This is a genomic window from Mesorhizobium sp. M0815 (assembly GCF_040319995.1).
Lineage (GTDB): Bacteria > Pseudomonadota > Alphaproteobacteria > Rhizobiales > Rhizobiaceae > Mesorhizobium.
Genome location: NZ_JAMYOU010000020.1, coordinates 61,823 through 80,254 on the forward strand (window position 1 = coordinate 61,823; position 18,432 = coordinate 80,254).

Sequence of the window (18,432 nt, forward strand, 5' to 3'; positions counted from 1 at the left end):
AGGATGGACAGCCTGACGATACAGGACGTTTTCGAACCCTATTATGCCGGCCGCAAGCGCTTCGCCGCGCCAGGCGACAAGAGCCTGCGTGGCAACGCGGATGGCGAGGCCAGGAAACCGCTCGCACGCCAGCCATTGGCAGAGAGCAAGCCCGTAACCGAAACCGACAGCACGACGGAGCACTGACCGGACGATGCCCAATCGCTTCGATATTTTCATCACCCGTCTCGAAACAAAAAGCGCCCGCGATGGCGCAGCATCACATCCCACAGGCGACCAGCATTCTGCCCCGCGCGACAAGAGCGAGATCAAGCAGACCCGCTCCGGAGAAGCGCATGCCGAGAAGGACCGCGGCAAGCGTCGTTTCAAGCACGACGCTTGATCCTCTTTTCGTCATCCTGGGACGGAGCAAGGAGCGCAGCGACGCGGCGCAGACACCCGGATCCATGCCGTAATATTCAAGCGTTTCGACAGTTCAGAATTATTCTACCGCAGCATTCTTCGACAAGGGTAGCGGCATGGATCCTCGGGTCAAGCCCGAGGATGACGAAGGCGCAGTAGCGCGACAGCCTTCAGAGATATCGCGATACCTTCACCGCCAGCAACCGGACCAGTTCCGGGTCCATGAATTCATAGTCGTCGGGAATATCGAGGCAGATCACCCGAGCCTTCCTTAGACTGGCCCTGAATTTCTGCTGCAGTTTGCCGCGGTGCGCCTTTTCCATCACGAAGATGATATCGGCCCAGGCGACAAGTTCGTGCGTCAACGGAGTGTCGGTATCGTGATTGGTGCCGGCCGAAGCGACCTCGATGTCCCTGCGACCGGAAAACACCTGCTCCGCCGTCGGGCTGCGCAAGCGATTCTGGCTGCAGACGAAGAGAACGTTCTTCACCGGTACTATCTGGCCAGATCCGCCACGACGGCATCGAGCACGATCATGCCGGCCGGCGTGGCGCGCAGGCGGGCATTGCCGATCGGCGCCACCAGGCCTTCGTCCTGCAGCACCGACAGCCGTGCCGTCGACAGGCCGCGCCCGGAAAACGCCTCGTAGCGGGAAAGGTCGATGCCTTCCGCCAGCCTCAGCCCCATCAGCAGGAACTCGTCGGCTTCTTCCGATCGCGTCAGGATCTCGCCGCCGGTGACGCCATGGCCCTTGGCCTCGACCAGATTGGCCCAGGTCTCCGGCATTTTCTCGGCGATTGTCACCACGCGCCGCCCGCTCTCGACGAAACGGCCATGCGCGCCGGGACCGACGCCGACATATTCGCCATAGCGCCAGTAGGTGAGATTGTGCCGGCTTTCAGCGCCGGGCCTGGCGTGGTTGGAAATCTCGTAGGCCGGCAGTCCGTGCGCGGCGGTGATCTCCTGCGTCAACGCATAGAGATCGGCGGCAACATCGTTGTCTGGAATGATGAATTTCCTTGCTGCATGCAGTGCATGGAACGGCGTGCCTTCCTCGATGGTCAGCTGGTACAGCGACAGATGGTCGGCGGCGTGGCCGATCGCCTGCTCGAGTTCCGTCTGCCACGCTTCAGGCGTCTGGTCCGGCCGCGCGTAGATCAGGTCGAAGGACAACCGTGGGAAAATCTCGCGCGCCAGGCCGATCGCATGCAGGGCCTCATCGACATTGTGCAAACGGCCGAGAAAGCGCAGATCCTTGTCGTTCAGCGCCTGCACGCCAAGCGACACCCGGTTGACGCCCGCCGCGCGATAGCCGCGAAAGCGCTCGGCCTCGACCGAGGAAGGATTGGCCTCCAGCGTCACCTCGATGCCATCTGGTACCGTCCAGTTCTTCGCCACGGCATCCAGCACCGCCGCCACGGTCTGCGGCTTCATCAGCGACGGCGTACCGCCACCGAGAAAGATGCTTGTCACCTCGCGCGGCCCGGTGCGGCCGCGCATGGTCGCCAACTCGGCCTCGAAGGCGCGCGCAAAACGCTCCTGGTCGACCGGCTGGTGGCGGACATGGCTGTTGAAGTCGCAATAGGGGCACTTGGCCGCGCAGAACGGCCAGTGGATGTAGACGCCAAAACCCGGGCTGCGGTCGAGCAGCATGGTCATGCCGCGGCCAATCGGGCTTGCGCGAATTTCTGGAAGGCGCGGGCGCGGTGCGACAATGCTGTCGGCTGGCCCGGCTTCCAGCCATGTTTTTCCTCAGCGGTCATCTCGCCGAAGGTTTTTTCGAACCCGTTGGGCAAGAACACCGGGTCGTAGCCGAAGCCGAGTTCGCCGCGCGGCGGCCATACCAGCGTACCTTCGACCTCGCCGCGAAAATATTCAGCCTGGCCGTCGGGAAAGGCTAGGCAGATGACCGCGACAAAGCGGCCCTTGCGCTGAGCAGGCGCGATCGCGCCAACTTCCTGCAAGGCCACTTCCGTGCGCTGCATGGCCATGCCGAAGTCGCGGGGGCCGTCCGGCGTCTCGGCCCAGTTGGCAGTGTAGACGCCGGGTGCGCCGTCGAGCGCATCGACACATAGGCCGGAATCGTCCGACAGCGCCGGCAATCCAGTGGCCTTGGCAGCGGCCAAGGCTTTTATGAGCGCGTTCTCCTCGAAAGTGGTGCCGGTCTCGTCCGGTTCCGGCAAGCCGTATTCCTTGGCGGACCTCGCTTCTATGCCGAACGGCGCCATCAGATCGGCGAATTCGCGCAATTTGCCGGCATTGTGGCTTGCGACGACGATCTTATGCCCATCAAGCGAATGAACAATTGGCGAATGAACAGTCTGCGAATGCATCAGATGCCCCAGATTCTTGGCTCGGCGAATTCGATCGAATTGCCCGAGGGGTCGCGAATATAGATCGAGCGGCCGCCTTGCGGCCACTCGAACTCGCTTTCGATGGCGATGCTCTTTGCTTCCAGGTGCGCTTTCCAGCGCACGATCTCGTCGGCGCTTGCGGCGAAACAGAGATGGCCCTCGCCGACGGCGCCATGCGGCGGCACTGGCAGCCTGGCGTCGGCCGGCGGCGGCACTTTCGTCGCCTCGGCATTGAAGATAAGCAGCACGCCGTCGCCGCAGCGGAAGAAGAGATGCCTGCCCTCGACCTTGCCGAGCGGATCGAGCCCGAGGACGCCCGAATAGAACCGTTCCGCGGCAGCGAGATCCGTCACGTAGAGTGCTGATTCCAGGATTGCGGAAGGAGTCACAGGATCGTCACCCTCATCGTCATAACCTGAAGATCAGTCCACCGCCATCTGCTGCAGGCTGACCAGGCGCTGAATGCCTTTCTTGGCCAGCCCCATCAAGGCCGCGAACTGCTCTTCCGAGAACGGTTCGCCCTCGGCCGTGCCCTGGATCTCGACGATGCCGCCCTTGCCGGTCATGACGAAATTGGCGTCGGTTCCGGCCGAGGAATCCTCGATATAGTCAAGGTCGATGACCGGCTGACCATCATGGATGCCGCAGGAGATCGCCGCAACGTGATCCTTCAGCACCTTGCCCAGGCTCGCCATTTGGCGGGCTTCCATCCAGCGCAGGCAATCGTAAAGCGCCACCCAGCCGCCGGTGATCGAAGCGGTGCGCGTGCCGCCATCGGCCTGGATCACATCACAGTCGACGGTGATCTGCTGCTCGCCGAGCGCCTGCAGATCGACCACGGCGCGCAGGGAGCGGCCGATCAGCCGCTGGATCTCCAGCGTGCGGCCGCCTTGTTTGCCGGCCGAAGCCTCGCGGCGCATGCGCTCGCCGGTCGAACGCGGCAGCATGCCGTATTCCGCCGTCACCCAGCCCTTACCGGAGTTGCGCATCCAACCCGGCACCTTTTCCTCCAGGCTGGCCGTGCACAGCACATGCGTGTCGCCGAACTTCACCAGGCACGAGCCTTCCGCATGCTTGGAGACGCCGCGCTCGAAGGAGATGGGGCGCATTTCGTCGAACTGGCGTTTGGAAGGGCGCATTCAGGCTTCTTTCTTTCTTCGGGATCTTGGCCGGCTTGTAGCCGCACGGGGCGTGAGGCGCAAAGGAAAATGGACCGGTTGCGCCGACGCCGCGGAAGTCTATATCTTCGGGCCGGAGGTTTTTGGCTCGAAATGACCAAGGCAGTCGATCCCGGTTCGCAATCGCACGTGCTCCCGTCGCACGCGCTGCAATCGCCCGCGCTTCAATCGCTCGACATGCGTTCGCGCGACATCTTCCGGCGCATCGTCGATTCTTATCTGAGGGATGGCGAGCCGGTCGGCTCGCGCAGCCTGTCGCGCATCCTGCCGTCGTCGCTATCGCCGGCCACCATCCGCAACGTGATGAGCGACCTCGAGCATCTCGGCCTGATCTATGCGCCGCATATTTCGGCCGGCCGTCTGCCGACCCAGGCTGGCCTGCGCTTCTTCGTCGATGCGTTCATGGAACTCGGTGACCTCTCCGACGAGGAGCGCCGCACCATCGAGGCGCAGGTGCGCGCCTCCGGCTCGGGCGCGACGCTGGAGCATATGCTGACCGAGGCCAGCCAGATGCTGTCCGGCATGTCGCGCGGCGCCGGCCTTGTGCTCGCCGCCAAGAACGAGGTGGCGCTGAAGCACATCGAATTCATCCAGCTCGAGCCGACCAAGGCGTTGGCCGTGCTGGTCTCGCAGAACGGCGACGTCGAAAATCGCGTCGTCGATCTGCCCGCCGGCATCACCGTCTCGCAATTGCACGAAGCCTCCAATTTCCTCAACGCCCATATTCGCGGCCGCACCCTGGCCGAAGCGCGGGTCGAGATCGCCCGCATCAAGGAAGAGACCAGGGCAGCCCTCGATACGCTTTCACAGGATCTGGTCGAGAAGGGCCTGGCGGTCTGGGCAGGCGCCGAAAGCGGGGTGCCTGGGCGGCTTATCGTGCGCGGCCGCGCCAATCTCCTGGAAAACGTCACTGCCCAGGCCGACATCGAATTGCTGCGGCATCTCTTCGAGGATCTCGAAACCCAGGACGGACTGATCCAGCTCCTCGACCTCGCCGAGGAGGGCCCGGGCGTGCGCATCTTCATCGGTTCGGAAAACAAGCTGTTTTCTCTGTCGGGCTCATCACTGGTGGTGGCACCCTATCGCGACAAGGACGCCCGCGTCGTCGGTGCGCTCGGCGTCATCGGGCCGACGCGGCTGAATTATGCGCGCATAGTACCGATGGTCGACTATACCGCGCAGCTGATTTCGCGCATGCTGCGCTAGGAGCCGCCGCGGCCTGCCGCAAGGAGAAAAAGAATGGCGCTGGAATCGTTCAAGGCCCAGATCAGCCTGCTGCTCGAAGAAATGATCAACCAGCCAGAGGATCAGCACGAGGTGCAAGAGCAGTTGCGCGAGAAGCTGCAAGAGATGCGGGCCATGGGCTTGCCGCTGCCGGCCGATCTGGTCGCGCTGGAAAAGCGCCTCGACGACGATTTCTACGCCGCCGGCAAGTGAATCGGGGTTCGGCTTCAAATCCTCGTGTGCTGGACGGCCGCTTGGAACGACCAATGCCTCATCCCGTTTGCCCTTTTCGAGGCGAATCCCGGAGGACGTTGATGATCCGATCTGGCGGCTTTGCGGCCATTGCCGCTGCTCTCCTTGTTGCGACACCGGCAGCCGCCCAGCAGGCGGATCAGAAGGTGCTCAAAGGCGAAGCCGCTTTTGGCGATTGGCACGCCGACAGGCCTGGCACCCGCCGCCTGATCGGGGCGCAAGACATGCCGCCAGCCGATCCCGCCCAATCCGCTTCGAACGGCGCCGGCGTGGCGGAACGGCCCGAAAGCGCCAAGCCAGATTTGCCGCCGGGCTTTTCGGCCGAACTGATCGCATCCGGCATCGTCAATCCGCGCGTCGTGCGCGTCGCTCCGAATGGCGACCTGTTCGTTGCCAACAGCCATGCCGACCAGATACGTGTCTACCGTCTCGCCGAGGACAGCGCCAAGCCCATCGAGAAAGCGATCTTCGCCAAGGGGCTCAGTTATCCCTACGGCATCGCCTTCTATCCGCCAGGAGACAAGCCGCAATGGGTCTATGTCGCAAACAGCGACAGCATCGTCCGCTTTCCTTATCGCGACGGCGACCTGAAGGCATCCGGCAAACCAGAAACCATTGTCGCGGAAATCCCGTCGGGTGGTCACACGACCCGCGACATCGCCTTCTCGCCGGACGGCAAGACGCTTTATCTGTCGGTTGGCTCCGCGTCGAACGTCGGCGAGGACATGGAGGAGCCGGATGATGGCTTGGACGCCTGGGTGAACTCAAAGCCGCTCGGTGCGGCCTGGGGCTCCGAGGACGGCCGTGCCGATGTGCTCGCCTTCGACCCGGATGGGAAAAATCCCCGAACTGTCGCCACCGGCCTGCGCAACTGTACGGGCATGACCGTGCAGCCCGCCACCGGCGCATTGTGGTGCGTCGTCAATGAGCGCGACGAACTCGGCGACAATGTGCCGTTCGAATTTGCAACTGCAGTCAAGGACGGCGGATTCTATGGTTGGCCTTGGTACTACATCGGCAATCACGAGGATCCGCGCCATCAGGGCGAGCGGCCCGACCTCGCCGGCAAGGCCACTGTCCCCGACGTGCTGATGCAGGCGCATTCGGCGCCGATGAACATAGCCTTCTACGACGGCAACAACTTTCCGGCGGATTATCAGGGTGACGCCTTCGTCACCATGCATGGTTCGTGGAACCGTGGCGCCAGGACCGGCTACAAGGTGGTGAGGCTCAAATTCAGGGATGGCAAGCCGACCGGCGAATATGAGGACTTCATGACCGGCCTCGTTATCTCGAACGACGCCGTCTGGGGCCGCCCGGTCGGTATCGCCATCGCCAAGGACGGCTCGCTGATCGTCACCGAGGACGGCAACGGCACCATCTGGCGCGTTACCTACGAAGACGGCCGCTCTTGAACGGCGGTGTCGCCTGCTGCGCTGGCGCAATCGAATCCGGGCCGAGGGAATTCACCCAACTTCCACATTGTGCGACAAGAGCGAATCATGACGCTCACCGGGTTCCTCGCCTATAGTGCTGCCCTCGGCATCGCCGCAGCCATCCCCGGCCCCGGCGTCACCGCACTCGTTGCGCGTGCGCTGGGTTCCGGCTTCCGCTCGTCGCTGGCCATGTCCTTCGGGCTGATGCTCGGCGACCTGACGTATCTCACGGCCGTGGTGCTCGGCCTCGCTTTCGTCGCACAGACCTTTGGCATGATCTTTCTGATCATCAAATGGCTGGGCGTCGCCTACCTCGCTTTTCTTGGCTGGCGTTTCTGGACGAACGGCATCACGCCCGAGACGGTGGAGGCGAAGAAAGGCAAGGGCGGCTTGGCATCCAGCTTTGTAGCCGGTCTCGCCGTCACGCTCGGCAATCCGAAGACGATGATCTTCTATCTAGCCATCACCCCGACCATCGTCGATCTGAAGACGATCACGCTGGCCGATTACGGCATCCTAGTTGCGCTCACGATCGTCGTCCTGCTTGTGGTGCTGGTGCCTTATCTGGCGCTCGCGGCCAAAGCGCGCTGGTTCCTGAAGTCGCCGCGGGCGCTGAGGGCACTCAACCGCACCGCCGCCGGTTTCATGATCGGGGCGGCGGCAGCTATCGCCGCCCGCCAATAGACCTCTTTCGCCAAGCCGGCCAGGAATTGTCACGCCTTTCCAAGGCGAGGGCATTCGGCACGAACTTCACTCGGATATTTTCGATCGACAGCCTATCTTGCGCGGCGGATGGCTCTATCTTATGCCCGCCCGACTCTTGCCGCTTGACCTCTGGGAGGAAAATCAATGAACAAGCCCGCCACCCCCACACACGTGCCCGGCCGCGGCCGCATCTACAATTCGATCACCGAGACGATCGGCGACACGCCGTTGGTGCGGCTCGACAAATTCGCCAGGGAGAAGGGTGTCGTCGCCAATCTGCTGGCCAAGCTCGAATTCTTCAACCCGATCGCCTCGGTCAAGGACCGCATCGGCGTGTCGATGATCGAGGCACTGGAGGCTTCTGGGAGGATTACGCCCGGCAAGACCACGCTTATCGAGCCGACCTCGGGCAATACCGGCATCGCGCTCGCCTTTGCCGCCGCCGCCAAAGGCTACAAGCTGATCCTGACGATGCCGGAAACCATGTCGGTCGAGCGCCGCAAAATGCTGGCGCTGCTCGGCGCCGAGCTGGTGCTGACCGAAGGGCCGAAAGGCATGAAGGGCGCCATCGCCAAGGCCGACGAGCTGGCCGCGACGCTGCCCGATGCCGTCATTCCGCAACAATTCGAGAACCCGGCCAATCCGGAAATCCATCGCCGCACCACAGCCGAGGAAATCTGGAACGACACCCATGGCGAAGTCGATATCTTCGTTGCCGGCATTGGAACCGGCGGCACCATCACCGGCGTCGGCCAGGTGCTGAAGAAGCGCAAGCCCTCGGTGCATGTCGTCGCCGTCGAGCCGGAGGCCTCGCCGGTACTGTCCGGCGGCCAACCCGGCCCGCACAAGATCCAGGGCATTGGCGCCGGCTTCGCACCAAAAATCCTCGACACGACGATCTACGACGAGATCGTCAAGGTCTCGAACGAGGATTCGGTCGCCAATGCACGGCTCGTCGCCCGTCTCGAAGGTGTACCGGTCGGCATCTCGTCGGGTGCCGCCCTGCAGGCGGCGATCGTCGTCGGCTCGCGGCCGGAGAACAAGGGCAAGAACCTCGTCGTCGTCATCCCCTCCTTCGCCGAGCGCTATCTCTCCACGATCCTATTCGAGGGATTGGGTGCTTAGAGTCTGGACAGGAGTTTTTGGCCGGTTCGTAGCGATCCTTCGCGCTGCCCCTCCGGCATAAAAAGTTCTGTTTCGACGCTTCGGCGTGGACTGCTGAAAAACCACCTGTGGCGGGCGTCGTTCGCTTGAGCGGCGAGTCACTTCCATATCAAATCGTCGCTGCACCGGCAGGTGGAGGACTTCATGTACAAGCTCTATACGCGTGCCAATACCGGCGGCTTTGTCGTCGAGGCGGCGCTTGCTTTAGCGGGAGTGCCTTTCGACCAGATCGATGTTCCAAAAGGCCGACCCAACCAGGCCTTCCTCGACATCAATCCCTTGAACCAGGTCCCGGTCCTGGTCTTGCCGGACGGGCATTCGATGACCGAGTCGGCGGCAATCTGCATCCTGCTCGCCGAACGCTATCCGGAAGCAGCTCTAGCGCCGGCAGCGAACACACCTGACCGTGCCGACTTCCTGCGCTGGATGTTTTTCATGTCCTCCGTCATCTATTCGGCTGACCTGCGGTTCTTCTACGCTCATCGCTACACGACAGATCCCGGCGGCGTGGAAGCCGTCAAACAGGCGGCGGTCTCGGAAATGGATCGCGGCTTCGCCATTCTCGATGCCGCCCTCGAAGGCCGCGACTGGCTGGTCGGCGACCGGCTCTCGCTGGCCGACATCTATCTCGTCATGTTGGTGGCTTGGCATCCCGAGGTCGCGAAGATTCCAACCGCTTGGCCGAACATCGAACGCCTGTGGGCCAATTTGCGGGAACATCGGGTGATAAAGAGGCTAAATGCTTCCCACGACATGTGGCCGGCCTAAGCACTCCGCCTTGTCTCAGTGTCTTTCCGCGCGGTCGAGACCTGCCCGTCGTTCCTGCAGGAACCGGCGCACGGCCGGATCGCGTTCGAGGCCGATAGCCCGGTCATAGGCCTCGCTCGCTTGCGGAACTCTGCCGAGTCTTGCCAGCAGGCCCGCTCGGGCGGCCCAGTAAGGTTGATAGTCATACAGCCGCTTGTCGCCGCTGAGTTGATCAAGGGCGCCCAATCCTGCCGAAGCACCTTCGGCCTCGGCAATCGCCACCGCACGGTTGATCGACACCACCGGCGAGCCGGCAATCACCGACAGCGCGTCGTAGAGCTCCTTGATCGCGACCCAGTCGGTGCCGCCGGTCAGCCGCCTTGTCGCATGGGCTGACTGCACGGCGGCCTCGAGCTGGTAGCGGCCGACCACGCCCTTGGCAGCGGCGCGCCCGAGCAGCATCTCCGCTTCGTCGATCATTGTATCGTCCCACAGTGCAAGATCCTGCTCCGCTAGCGGCACATAGTCGCCTGCCGCATTGCGCCGCGCTGCGCGCCGCGCTTCGGCGAACAGCATCAGCGCCAGCAGGCCGAGTGCTTCCGGCTCATCCGGCATCAGCGAGGCGACCAGCCGGCCGAGCCAGATGCCTTCGGTCGCGAGATTGCGCCGCTGCGCTTCGGTGCCGGCGGGGTCGGACCAGCCTTCGGCAAACGCCGCGTAGATCGCTTCCAGAACGGTGCCCAGCCGCTCGCCGAGTTCGGCCCGCTCCGGCACGCGGAACGGAATGCCGGTCTCGCGGATGCGGGCCTTGGCGCGCACCAGGCGCTGGCTCATCGTGGCCGGCGAGACAAGAAAGGCCGAGGCGATGGTCGCTGCGTCGAAGCCCAGAACCGTCTGCAGGATCATCGGCGCGCGGATACCGGCCTCGATCGCCGGATGAGCGCAAGCAAACATCAGCCTGAGCCGCTCGTCCGGCAGGTCTTCGTCGGCCATGCGTGCCTCCATCTCCTCCGCGATCAGCCTGAGGTGGTCGCGGCCCGCCTCGCTTGTCAGCCGCCGTCTGAGCGCGTCGACGCGGCGCCGGCGCGCCACCGCCAGCAGCCAGGCTTCCGGCTTGTTGGGCACGCCCGCCTGTGGCCAACGCTCGAGCGCCGCTGCAAAGGCATCGGCCAAGGCGTCCTCGGCAGCGGCCACGTCGCGCGTGCGTGCGGCGAGATAGGCGACCAGCTTGCCGTAGCTTTGCCGGGTGGCCGCTTCCGCCGCCGCCCGTGCGGTGTCGGGCAGTTCAGGCATCACATGGTGAGTTCCCAGATCGGCCGCACCTCTACCGTGCCGGTGCTGGCGCCCGGGCAGCGCGCCGCCCAGGCAATAGCCGCGTCGACGTCCTCCGCTTCGATCATATAGAAACCGGCAAGCTGCTCCTTGGTGTCGGCATAGGGGCCGTCGAGCACGTTGGTCTTGCCATTGGCCATCCGCACCGAGGTAGCGGATTGCGTCGGCTTCAGCCGGTCGCCGGCGAGCCAGGCGCCGGATTTCTTCAACGCTTCGGTGTAGGCGACGTACGCGCTCGACATCTGTGTCACCGCATCTGCCGGCGCCGCTGCCATCCCCGCTTCGTTTCCGTAGATCAAAAGCATATATCGCATGGTCTTCTCCCCTTTCTCGAAGGCCGCATCGTTGCGAGCCGGACTTATGTCGCGCGGCCCTGCCGGATTTCGACAGGTGCTGGAAAAATCTTTCTGCCGCGACGCGACCTCGCGCAAGCGCCAACCTGTTGCGGCATTGCTTAGCCGTTCGTCTAATCGCTGCTATTGCGGGTTGGCATTTCCCGCCCGCTGTCTAAACTCGCTTCGCTTCGTGCCGCAGAGGAGGGCACGGCGGCGAGTTTTTCAGGGAGGAAATCGCATGCTCAATTTCAGGACGAAATTTGTTGCAGCCGGCGCGCTGGCGCTGTCGCTTGGCCTTGGCGCGGTATCGGTCAAGGCACAGGAATTCATCAACGTGCTGACCGGCGGCACGTCGGGCGTCTACTATCCGCTCGGCGTCGCGCTATCGGAGATCTATGGCAAGGGCATAGAAGGCGCGCGCACCCAGGTGCAGGCGACGAAAGCGTCGGTCGAAAACCTCAATCTCTTGCAGCAGGGCAAGGGCGAGATCGCTTTCGCGCTTGGCGATTCCGTCAAGCTGGCCGCCGAGGGCAATACCGAAGCCGGCTTCCCAGGCAAGCTCGACAAGCTGCGCGGCATTGCCGCCATCTATCCCAACTACATCCAGATCGTCGCCAGCAAGGAGTCCGGCATCAAGACGCTCGCCGACCTCAAGGGCAAGAGCCTGTCGGTCGGCGCGCCGGCCTCGGGCACCGAGCTCAACGCCCGCACGATCTTCGCCGCTGCCGGGCTGAAATACGAAGACCTCGGGCGGATCGAATATCTGCCCTTCGCCGAATCGGTGGAGCTGATCAAGAACCGCCAGCTCGACGCCACGCTGCAATCGGCTGGCCTGGGCGTTGCCTCGATCCGCGACCTCGCCACCTCGGTCCCGGTCAACATCGTTGCCGTGCCGGCGGAGGACGTCGCCAAGATCGGCTCGCCCTATCTTTCCGTGGTCATCCCGAAAGGCACCTATGAGGGCCAGACCGATGATGTCGCGACCGCCGCCGTCGGTAATTTCCTGATCACCAGCGCCGATGTCTCCGACGAGACCGCCTACCAGATGACCAAGCTGCTGTTCGAGCATCTCGACCAGCTCACCGCTGCCCATGCCGCCGCCAAGGCGATCGACCCGGCCAAGGCGCTCGACGGCATGCCGGTGCCGCTGCATCCAGGCGCCGAGAGGTATTACAAGGAAAAGGGATTGGTGAAGTAAGGCGCCATCCCTCCCCCTTGAGGGGAGGGTGGCCCGCAGGGCCGGGAGGGGTCCTCGGCGACGCGCTCCACCGTTCAGGCAAAGGTCGAGGCAGTTGAGGTTACCCCACCCGTCCATCCGCCTTCGGCGGCTGTCCACCCTCCCCTCAAGGGAGAGGGACGCCCCCAGGAACCCCGCCAATGACCGAAACCCCGACCGTTCTTTCCACCACAGCCGAAATCCCTGTCGAAGGCCTGCCACCGGGCTTCGGCGAAGGCATCGCCGGCAAGGCGGCTTTTTTTATCGCCGTCGCCTTCTCCATCTTCCAGATCTACATCGCCGCCTACGGCAGCCTGCCGAGCCAGGTCGTGCGCGCCATGCATGTCGGCTTCCTGCTGCTGCTCGGCTTTGCCCTGATCGCCAATCTGCGTGCCAAAAGCGTCCCGGCGAAAGCAGTCTTCTGGACTCTCGGCGTGCTCGGCTTCGCCACCGGTCTGTACAACTGGGTATTCTATGCCGACCTCATCCGCCGCTCTGGCTTCCTCACCACGCCTGACCTGATCGTCGGCGCGGTGCTGGTCGTGCTGGTCTTCGAGGCGGCGCGGCGGTTGATGGGACTGCCGCTTGCCGTTATTGCGTTCATCTTTCTCGCCTACGCATTTGCCGGCAATCATCTGCCACCGCCTTTCATCCATCGCGGCTATGATTTCGCCCAGCTCGTCGACACCTTCGCCTATGGCACCGAAGGCATCTACGGCACGCCGATCTATGTCTCGGCCGCCTACATCTTCATCTTCGTCGTCTTCGCCGCCTTTCTCGAACGCGCCGGCATGATCGCGCTGTTCAACGATTTTGCACTTGGCCTGGTCGGCTCATGGCGCGGCGGCCCGGCGCAGGTCTGCGTGCTGTCCTCGGCGCTGATGGGCACCATTTCCGGCTCCGGCGTCGCCAACGTGGTGGCCAGCGGCCAGTTCACCATCCCGCTGATGAAGCGCTTCGGCTTCCGCTCGGCCTTCGCCGGAGCCGTCGAGGCGACCTCGTCGATGGGCGGCCAGATCATGCCTCCGGTGATGGGTGCGGTTGCCTTCATCATGGCCGAGACGCTGAACATTCCCTATGCCGCGGTGGTCAAGGCGGCGATCATTCCGGCGCTGCTCTATTTTGGCGCCTGTTTCTGGCAGGTGCATTTGGAGGCCGGCAAGGCCGGCCTGCACGGCATGGCCAAGGCCGACCTGCCCAATCCGTGGGATGCGGTGAGACAACACTGGCCGCTGGTACTGCCGCTCGCAGCACTGATCTACCTGCTGTTTGCCGGCTACACACCGGTCTTCGCCGGCACCATGGGCCTGGCGTTGACCATTGTGCTTATCCTCGGCACGCCGCTGGCGGCATCGATCGGGCCGCTCGCCTTCCGCGTCGTCTTCTGGCTGGCGCTCGGGCTTGCCGCCGCTTCCTTCATGAAGTTCGGCGTCAACATCCTCAGCCTGGTCATCGCCGTGCTGGTCGTCGCCTGCCTCACCTTCAAGGGCGGGCGCGAGACACTGCGCATATGCGTCGATTCCCTTGCCGAGGGAGCAAAGAACGCGCTGCCGGTCGGCATTGCCTGCGCCATCGTCGGCATCGTCATCGGCACGCTGACGCTCACCGGCATCGCCTCGACCTTCATCGGCTGGATCATCTCGATCGGCGAGAACAATCTGTTCCTGTCGCTGCTTTTGACCATGCTCACCTGCCTGGTGCTCGGCATGGGCATCCCGACCATTCCCAATTACATCATCACCTCGTCGCTAGCCGGGCCGGCGCTTCTGTCGCTCGGCGTGCCGCTGGTGGTCAGCCATATGTTCGTCTTCTATTTCGGCATCATGGCTGATCTCACCCCGCCCGTGGCGCTGGCCGCCTTCGCCGCCGCACCCATGGCCAAGGAAAGCGGCCTCAAGATCGGCATCCAGGCCACCAAGCTTGCCATTGCTGGCTTCGTGGTGCCGTTCATGGCGGTCTATACCCCGGCGCTGATGCTGCAGGACCCCGGCCCGATCGCCGCCCAGTTCGGCTATCCCGTCGAGGTCGCCTACATCGTCATCAAAGCCTGCATGGGCATCGTCCTGTGGGGCGCCGCCGCCGTCGGCTTTCTCGCCCGGCGCATGGCCTGGTGGGAACGCCTCGTCGCCTTCGCCGCTGGCGTGCTGCTGGTTGCGGCGCTGCCGCTCACCGACGAGGCGGGCTGGGCGCTGTCTCTTGCCTGGATCGGGTGGCACTGCTGGCGCGCGCGGCAGGCGTCACTGGCCAATTCGGCATGAGCCTCTGCATCGTCGCGGCCGGCAAGACGATGACGCTCGCGGTCGCCGCCTTCACGCTCTCCTGGAGGCATTCTGTGGAGAAGACCCAGTGGCAGGAAGACTGGAAGGTGCTGCCGTCCGGCCTGCAACTCGTCGAGGCACGAATCAAGGGCTCGGGCGCCGGCATGGAGCCGCCGCAAGGCTCGGCGCTGCGCGACGGCTGGTGGGTCTATGCGCCCCGGGTCGGGCCACAGCGGCGCCTGGTGCTCGCCGCCTCGGGCGCCACGGGTCAAGGCTGGACGCTGTGCACGGCTCAGGACTGCCGCGAATTTGGCAAGGTGGCAGGCGACACGATCTCGCTGGAGCCGTGCGGGTCGGAAGGCTCTAGCCAGCCACGGTAGCGGGCGATCATGCCGGCAAGCGGATGCGAGATATCGACATGGAAGCGGAAGCGGCCATCCTCCACCGTTTCGTAGGAAGTCGAGCGTGGACCGAGCCAGATCGGCAGCGGCAAGCCAAAAAAGCTCCAGCGGCGCAAGACCAGTGCCAGCCGGCCGTCCTCGGCAACCAGTGCCATCGCGAAGGTCAGCGGGCCGAAGCGTTCGCACAGCAGGCGCTGCGATCGACCCCGGCCTGCGAACTGTAGGCTCGAAAAACTGTGCTTGCCGAATGTCCGCGTCCAGGTCTCGCCGTCCTTGTCGGTGTCGAAGCGGACATGAACCGGGATGTCCTCGCTTGCTCCGGGGAAGCCGACCATCCAGGCCATTAGCCGGCCAAGAACATTGTGCCCGCGTTCTACGCTAGCGCGGCCTGCGGCCGTGATCGTACGGTCATGCATTGACCGAATTGCCTCGGGAAGGCCTTGCCAGGCGGCACCGAGCAGCTCGGTATAGAGCGGCTTGTCCTCGTCCGCGGCCCCGTTCCTGAAGCCGGTGTAGATCGTCCGCCCGGCGAACAGGGCCTCATAGTCCCGGAGCTCTAAATCGCGCACCGCCGCCCGTGCGCCCGGCGCGGGCTGATGTCCGGCCAGCACTTTGCGGACCAGCGCTTCAACCGCCATCGACGGGATCAGCGGCCCATCGTTGCCCTCGGCCAAGAGATGCCACGAGCGCTTGCCGGTGGCGCCCGCGCGGTCCGATCCCTCCACCTCGACGAACATGCCGCCGCGATGCTCGCCCCAGCGCAGCCGGTTCGTCGCCTGATGCATCAGCGGCGCCAGCGGCGAAAGCGAACCGATCAACCCGGCGCGCACCAGCCAGGCGAGGCCGATCAGGGCGCGGTGCAGCACCTCGGGTACCGGCCCGGCTCCCATCCAGATGGTCCTCGCCTCCGGCCAAAGCTCGGCCAGAGCACGCAGGTCCGGAACGTCGACCAGCGAGAACAGCGTGTTTCGAAGCGGCAGCTGGCCCGGCGGCGCGATAGTATAGCGCAGCTGCTCGGTAAACGGACAGCCTTGTTCGGGACGGCCATTACGAACAAGGCGCACCGGCTGACCGGTGTAACCGGCGATAGCGCGAATGACGTTTCCGCCGACACCGGCGAAGGGCGACGGCGCGATGCCGCCGCGAATTCCGTCGACCCGCGTCAGGTCCGAAGACAGGCGGCGCACAACCGCCGCCGTCAGCACCGGAAAGCTCGAGACTCCGGATAGCACGAAGACGCCGGCGTTTCGCGCCGCCTCGTCGAACGCAGAGACACCGGCGACGAAATCCGAGCCGTCGGCAAGATCGAGATAGTTGACGCGCCGGGCGATGCATGCCTCGATCAGGCCATAGCGTCCCTCGCCATAGGCCTGGAACGGACCGCTCGCGTCGACCACAATATCAGGCTCAAATGCAGCGAGTTGCACGGCGAGATCGCCGTCACGGTCGAACAGTGCCGGCAGCAGTTGCGCTGCCGTCGGGGCGCGCTTCTTGCAATACGCGTCAGCCTTGGCGAGCGAGCGCCCGGCGACGAACAGGATCAGATGGGGCTCGCCCTCCAAAAGCTCGACGGTGCGACCGCCAAAGGTGCCATAACCGCCGACGACAAGAACCTTCATCCGCAGTTCCCCCAAAATGCCCCGCGCCGCTCCCGGCCACGGCGATGAGCCTAGCCGATCAATCTTGCCCTCACCTCGGCGGAAGGGATTTCACAATTGTCCTTCTTGCCGAACAGGGCGTAGCGGTTCTTTGCGATGCGATCGTAGAGCCAGTCGCGAAGCGGGCGCGGCAACAACAGCAGGATCCGCGCCGCTCGCCATGGCCAGGCGAGTTCGGCCATGACGGCAACGAAACTGTCCAGGCGTGTGAAAGCCGCGCCATCGATGATGACGAGATTGGTCTCGTAGCGATCCGTCTGCAGCCCGTATTTCTTGAACAGCATCTCGCCGAGCGGCGATTGCGCCGTTACGAAATGGAAGTGGCCCTTGCGGTCGAGCTTTACCACCGTCCGCACAAAACCCGAGCACAACACGCAGACGCCGTCGAACACGATCAACGAGCGACTTGATTCGAATTCTGGCGCGCTCAGGAGAATGGTTCGGCTTGACGATCACGTGGCGCCCGGCAGCTGGTGTCAGGCGACACTAAGCCTGCCGGCGGCTGGATCAAAGCCCGGAATGTTAGAGGCTTGGCGTTGTCGCCCGCCGTCTGTCGGTCAGCGCAGGGCGCTCGGCGCGATAGGTCGTTGACCGGTTGTCGGCGTCGGGCCGGCAGATACGGCTGTCGTGACGGCTTTCCATGGTCATCATCAGTGCACGCTGATCCCAAGCGTGTTGCCACGGCGTGCGCAGGCGGGGCCTGGGCCGCGCATGTAATAGCGCTCGGGCCGATAGGTCGGCGCGACGAATTCGCGGATGGCGGCGGCATAGCCGGCGATTTGATTCCAGAAGCTCATTTTACTCGGTCCCTGTCCCGTTTCGGATGTCCCTTCCGAATTGCGGGGATCATAGCGTCCAGGCGTGAATAGTCGGTGAACGCGATGTTAATCTCTGGTCGAAAATGCCTTTGTTCATGGCTGCAATGCGGCTGATTCGCGGTGTTTCCGTGCTGTCCGTCGGCATTTCGCCCAGTGTGACTTTTGCATCACATATGTTTCGCCTGAATGTCGCCGAGGCGCGCGTTTGTTTCACTTTTGCTGCCACGGCGAAATTTCCGTGCACGTGGTCGAAAAACCAGGAACCCGCCCGTCAGCCGCACGTTGATTTCCCAGTGCCGGGACGAACCGGCTGCGCGGGCTGCAGCTTCCGGCTGGAGCCGCAGCCAAAAATCCGAAACAGCAAGAGCAATGGAAAGGCAAAGGACATGGGCTTCTTTTCGAAGGACATCAAAACACTCGACGATCTCTTCGTGCACACGCTGCGCGACATTTATTACGCCGAGAAACAGATCGAGAAATCGCTGCCGAAGATGATCGACAAGGCGAGTGATCCGCAGTTGAAAGCCGGCTTTGAGAAGCATCTCGCCCAGACCAAGGGTCATATTCAGCGTGTCGAGCAGGTGTTCGAGCTGCACGGCGTGAAGGCCAAGGAAGTCGACTGCCCGGCCATCGATGGCATTCTCGAAGAGGCCGATGAGGTCAGCGGCGACATCGCCGACAAGGAGGTCCTCGACGCTGCACTGATCGCGTCCGCCCAGGCGGTCGAGCATTATGAGATGACCCGTTACGGCACCTTGATTGCCTGGGCCAAGCAACTGGGCCGCAGCGACTGCGCCAATGTGTTGGCCAACAACCTCAAGGAGGAACAGGCAACCGACCGCAAGCTTACCGAGATGGCGGAAAGCAAGATCAACCTGCAAGCCGCCGAGTAGGGCCGCGATCGAGAATGGAGTTCAGGCAAGGCTGGGCCGAAAGCCCGGACTTGCCTTT

22 protein-coding genes are annotated in these 18,432 nt (G+C 63.7%); 12 read left to right on the plus strand and 10 right to left on the minus strand.

The window, feature by feature from the left end; genetic code table 11:
• Positions 1-3: 3 nt before the first annotated feature.
• Together NKI01_RS21515 and NKI01_RS21520 are read left to right on the plus strand one after the other, a co-directional pair.
• Complete coding sequence (locus NKI01_RS21515; RefSeq protein ID WP_023718833.1) at positions 4-186, plus strand: hypothetical protein; 183 nt, start codon at positions 4-6, stop codon at positions 184-186.
• Between the two features lie 7 nt (positions 187-193).
• A complete protein-coding gene (locus NKI01_RS21520) occupies positions 194-382 on the plus strand; it encodes a hypothetical protein (protein WP_023718834.1) in 189 nt (62 codons plus the stop codon).
• A 190-nt stretch (positions 383-572) separates the two neighbouring features.
• On the opposite strand, the gene NKI01_RS21525 is transcribed toward NKI01_RS21520, so the two are convergent.
• From NKI01_RS21525 to rph, 5 genes are read right to left on the minus strand one after another with little or no spacing between them, the layout of a single operon-like run.
• Complete coding sequence (locus NKI01_RS21525) at positions 573-893, minus strand: low molecular weight protein tyrosine phosphatase family protein (protein ID WP_352495439.1); 321 nt, start codon at positions 891-893, stop codon at positions 573-575.
• Positions 894-898: 5 nt separating this feature from the next.
• Positions 899-2,062: a radical SAM family heme chaperone HemW gene (gene hemW / locus NKI01_RS21530; RefSeq protein WP_023718836.1), complete on the minus strand. Its 1,164-nt coding sequence runs from the start codon at positions 2,060-2,062 to the stop codon at positions 899-901.
• Positions 2,059-2,736 (minus strand): RdgB/HAM1 family non-canonical purine NTP pyrophosphatase, encoded by a 678-nt coding sequence (gene rdgB / locus NKI01_RS21535; protein WP_023718837.1) that lies wholly within the window; start codon positions 2,734-2,736, stop codon positions 2,059-2,061. Before rdgB ends, hemW begins: the two co-directional genes overlap by 4 nt.
• Positions 2,736-3,146: a VOC family protein gene (locus tag NKI01_RS21540; RefSeq protein WP_023718838.1), complete on the minus strand. Its 411-nt coding sequence runs from the start codon at positions 3,144-3,146 to the stop codon at positions 2,736-2,738. Before NKI01_RS21540 ends, rdgB begins: the two co-directional genes overlap by 1 nt.
• Positions 3,147-3,179: 33 nt before the next feature.
• Complete coding sequence (rph, locus tag NKI01_RS21545) at positions 3,180-3,896, minus strand: ribonuclease PH (protein WP_023718839.1); 717 nt, start codon at positions 3,894-3,896, stop codon at positions 3,180-3,182.
• Positions 3,897-4,028: 132 nt separating this feature from the next.
• Here rph and hrcA point away from each other — a divergent pair, with 132 nt between their 5' ends.
• From hrcA to NKI01_RS21575, 6 genes are all read left to right on the plus strand, one after another.
• Positions 4,029-5,141 (plus strand): heat-inducible transcriptional repressor HrcA, encoded by a 1,113-nt coding sequence (gene hrcA / locus NKI01_RS21550; RefSeq protein ID WP_352481369.1) that lies wholly within the window; start codon positions 4,029-4,031, stop codon positions 5,139-5,141.
• A 33-nt stretch (positions 5,142-5,174) separates the two neighbouring features.
• The gene (locus NKI01_RS21555; protein ID WP_023718841.1) at positions 5,175-5,372 is read left to right on the plus strand and encodes a hypothetical protein; all 198 of its coding nucleotides are present in this window, start codon (positions 5,175-5,177) and stop codon (positions 5,370-5,372) included.
• A gap of 101 nt (positions 5,373-5,473) precedes the next feature.
• Positions 5,474-6,826, plus strand: a complete 1,353-nt coding sequence (locus NKI01_RS21560; protein ID WP_352592301.1) for a PQQ-dependent sugar dehydrogenase — start codon at positions 5,474-5,476, stop codon at positions 6,824-6,826.
• Positions 6,827-6,913: 87 nt separating this feature from the next.
• The gene (locus NKI01_RS21565) at positions 6,914-7,531 is read left to right on the plus strand and encodes a LysE family translocator (protein ID WP_023718843.1); all 618 of its coding nucleotides are present in this window, start codon (positions 6,914-6,916) and stop codon (positions 7,529-7,531) included.
• A 165-nt stretch (positions 7,532-7,696) separates the two neighbouring features.
• Complete coding sequence (gene cysK, locus NKI01_RS21570) at positions 7,697-8,677, plus strand: cysteine synthase A (protein ID WP_023718844.1); 981 nt, start codon at positions 7,697-7,699, stop codon at positions 8,675-8,677.
• A gap of 183 nt (positions 8,678-8,860) precedes the next feature.
• Positions 8,861-9,484 carry a glutathione S-transferase family protein gene (locus tag NKI01_RS21575; protein ID WP_023718845.1) on the plus strand — a complete coding sequence of 208 codons (624 nt, stop codon included), beginning with the start codon at positions 8,861-8,863 and terminating at the stop codon, positions 9,482-9,484.
• A 15-nt stretch (positions 9,485-9,499) separates the two neighbouring features.
• Here the strand turns inward: NKI01_RS21575 and NKI01_RS21580 are convergent, their stop codons facing one another.
• The gene (locus tag NKI01_RS21580; protein WP_352964550.1) at positions 9,500-10,756 is read right to left on the minus strand and encodes an RNA polymerase sigma factor; all 1,257 of its coding nucleotides are present in this window, start codon (positions 10,754-10,756) and stop codon (positions 9,500-9,502) included.
• Complete coding sequence (locus NKI01_RS21585) at positions 10,756-11,109, minus strand: YciI family protein (RefSeq protein ID WP_023718846.1); 354 nt, start codon at positions 11,107-11,109, stop codon at positions 10,756-10,758. The genes NKI01_RS21580 and NKI01_RS21585 overlap by 1 nt, the downstream gene beginning before the upstream one ends.
• A gap of 259 nt (positions 11,110-11,368) precedes the next feature.
• Between NKI01_RS21585 and NKI01_RS21590 the strand changes: the two genes are divergently transcribed.
• The 3 genes from NKI01_RS21590 to NKI01_RS21600 all read left to right on the plus strand — a co-directional run bounded on the left by NKI01_RS21590 (position 11,369) and on the right by NKI01_RS21600 (position 14,984).
• Positions 11,369-12,328, plus strand: coding sequence for a TAXI family TRAP transporter solute-binding subunit (locus NKI01_RS21590; RefSeq protein ID WP_352481372.1), 960 nt, complete (start codon positions 11,369-11,371; stop codon positions 12,326-12,328).
• A gap of 179 nt (positions 12,329-12,507) precedes the next feature.
• On the plus strand, positions 12,508-14,604 hold the full coding sequence (locus NKI01_RS21595) for a TRAP transporter permease (RefSeq protein ID WP_023718848.1): 2,097 nt from the start codon (positions 12,508-12,510) through the stop codon (positions 14,602-14,604).
• Positions 14,601-14,984 (plus strand): DUF1850 domain-containing protein, encoded by a 384-nt coding sequence (locus NKI01_RS21600; RefSeq protein WP_352964552.1) that lies wholly within the window; start codon positions 14,601-14,603, stop codon positions 14,982-14,984. The genes NKI01_RS21595 and NKI01_RS21600 overlap by 4 nt, the downstream gene beginning before the upstream one ends.
• Here NKI01_RS21600 and NKI01_RS21605 read toward each other — a convergent pair.
• The 3 genes from NKI01_RS21605 to NKI01_RS21615 form a co-directional block, all read right to left on the minus strand.
• Positions 14,897-16,624 (minus strand): saccharopine dehydrogenase family protein, encoded by a 1,728-nt coding sequence (locus NKI01_RS21605; RefSeq protein WP_352964553.1) that lies wholly within the window; start codon positions 16,622-16,624, stop codon positions 14,897-14,899. The genes NKI01_RS21600 and NKI01_RS21605 overlap by 88 nt on opposite strands.
• A gap of 50 nt (positions 16,625-16,674) precedes the next feature.
• Complete coding sequence (locus NKI01_RS21610) at positions 16,675-17,055, minus strand: thiol-disulfide oxidoreductase DCC family protein (RefSeq protein WP_502895944.1); 381 nt, start codon at positions 17,053-17,055, stop codon at positions 16,675-16,677.
• A gap of 258 nt (positions 17,056-17,313) precedes the next feature.
• A complete protein-coding gene (locus NKI01_RS21615; protein ID WP_023718851.1) occupies positions 17,314-17,460 on the minus strand; it encodes a hypothetical protein in 147 nt (48 codons plus the stop codon).
• A gap of 407 nt (positions 17,461-17,867) precedes the next feature.
• Here NKI01_RS21615 and NKI01_RS21620 point away from each other — a divergent pair, with 407 nt between their 5' ends.
• Complete coding sequence (locus NKI01_RS21620; RefSeq protein ID WP_023718852.1) at positions 17,868-18,374, plus strand: YciE/YciF ferroxidase family protein; 507 nt, start codon at positions 17,868-17,870, stop codon at positions 18,372-18,374.
• Positions 18,375-18,432 lie beyond the last annotated feature (58 nt).